This window comes from Frankia sp. AgKG'84/4, assembly GCF_023242965.2.
In the GTDB taxonomy this organism is placed as follows: domain Bacteria; phylum Actinomycetota; class Actinomycetes; order Frankiales; family Frankiaceae; genus Frankia.
The window spans coordinates 1-1,797 of record NZ_JALKFU020001010.1 but is presented as its reverse complement, the minus strand read 5'-3'; the positions used below and the strand labels follow the sequence as shown (position 1 = coordinate 1,797).

Annotated in this window: 2 pseudogenes; one reads left to right on the top strand and one right to left on the bottom strand. The window is 73.6% G+C overall.

Annotation, left to right across the window (positions count from 1 at the left end):
- Positions 1–447: pseudogene (locus MXD58_RS26840) on the bottom strand (toll/interleukin-1 receptor domain-containing protein); the annotation flags it as partial.
- 882 nt (positions 448–1,329) lie between these two features.
- On the opposite strand from MXD58_RS26840, the pseudogene MXD58_RS26835 reads away from it, so the two are divergent.
- Positions 1,330–1,797 (top strand): annotated as a pseudogene (locus MXD58_RS26835) (UbiA family prenyltransferase); the annotation flags it as partial.

Sequence of the window (1,797 nt, the reverse complement as noted above, 5' to 3'; positions counted from 1 at the left end):
CCCGGGGGCGGCCCGGGACGGGCGCGGCGGGTGCAGCACCGCGTCGAGCAGGGTGTGCAGCGTGATCGGATCGCGCAGGCCGCCGCCCGCGACCCGCTGGAACGCGAACCACCGCCCGTCCCCGACCGGCACCGGCTGGTGGACCGGGCGGGTCAGGTGCCGCCCGGCGAAGTCGGGGGCGTCGCGCAGAGCGCGCTCGTGCTGGGCGAACTCGCCCGGCTCGGGCTCGTCTGCGGTGCCGGGGGCCCGGTCCAGCTTCATGATGAGCTGGCGGGCGCCCCCCTGACTCTGCTCGATGACCGCGGCCACCAGCGCCGCGGAGCGCCCGCCGGTCAGGCGCCGGGCCAGCCGCAGGCTGGTCTCGGTCTGGCTGCACCATGCCGAGAGGGCGCGGGCGGCGGGCGGGTCGAGTTCGACGCGGAGCGGTTCGTCCAGCCAGAGGGACATCGCCATGACTCCTGAGAACAGTTATTAGTGGAATGCGGAATATGTATTCGGCTGTGACCCGCCGGGCCGATACCGGAGCTGTCCGATACTGGAGTCGCCCGATAGCCGACGGTAGTCGGTGATAAGAGTTGGCGGCGTCGGCCGGGCGGCGGGGCCGAGATCCCACCGGTGACAGCCTGAGAATACCGCCGCGCAAAGGCTTGCTCCCGCGATATCCCAGCATTGTCGCGGCATGAGTCGGCGTTGGTGCTCCTATCCCGCGCGGCGCAGGTCGACGCCGGCGGTGGCGTCCCGTGTACGACGTTGTACGGACGTGCCGCCGCGGTCTTTGCGGTGCGCGCCCCACACGGTTTTCTGGGTGCTGCCAGCCGGAAAAGCCCCGCCGGCCGTGATCAGCCCTCGGGACGCGTCGGGGGAGACGGCCGGCGGTTCCCCTTCCTGGCTGTCGCCGGAGCGGACCTGCCTTTCGGGGGGAGGCCCGCTCCGGCGGGCAGCCAGGATCGGCCGTCAGACTTCGGATACCGCACAGGCGGCCGCGCCCGCGTTTGAGGACGCCGGCGATTCCGGGCCGCATGTTTTCGATGCGCGGCTGGGAACGCCCGCCGTCCTCGTCGGCCCGCCCCGCCGGCGGCTTCTGCCCGCTTTTCCGTCTCCATTCGGCATGCCGGCGACCGGCGCTCGGACCGGGTGGCCGAATTGTCGTGGTCGCCCGCCCGCCGTGATACGCCCGGTGGTGCCTCGAATACCGACTGCTGCCCGTACGACCTTGTCCGGTGATGCGGAGACGGCTTTTCCGGCCGGCCGGAATGAGTTTTTCTCGACAGGCTGCGATTGATCGTGAGCGCAGCGCTTCGGGGATGCCGGAAATGATCGTGAGGTCGGATGACCAGCCGTGCCGCGCACCAGTCGGATGGCCGTGGACCGCGGGGACCTGGGCGGCAGGCCGCGGCACGCGGCCTCGCGGCCGGGATCACGCTCGCCCGGCCCGGCGCGGCGCTGGCCGATGCCGTCCCCTTCGCCGTCGGCGGGCTGGCCGTGGCGCACCCGCGGCTCGGGCCCGTGCTGGTACTCGGCCTCGCCGGGATGGCGCTCGCCGCGGCCGGCCGACTGCTCGACGCCGTCACCTGCCTCGGCGTGGACCGGATCAATCCCGCCCGCCGGGACAGTCCCCTGGTGCGGGGGGAGATCGGTCGAGGCCCGGTGACGGCCCTGGCGGTGCTGGTGGCCCTCGCCGTCGCCGGGGGCGGCCTGCTCGCCGCGCCGACGCTCGCCTCCCGCCTCGGTTTCGTCGTCATCGTGGGGCTGCGCGCCGTGCTGGCCTGGCTGCGGGGCAGGGGCGGGCCGCTGCGC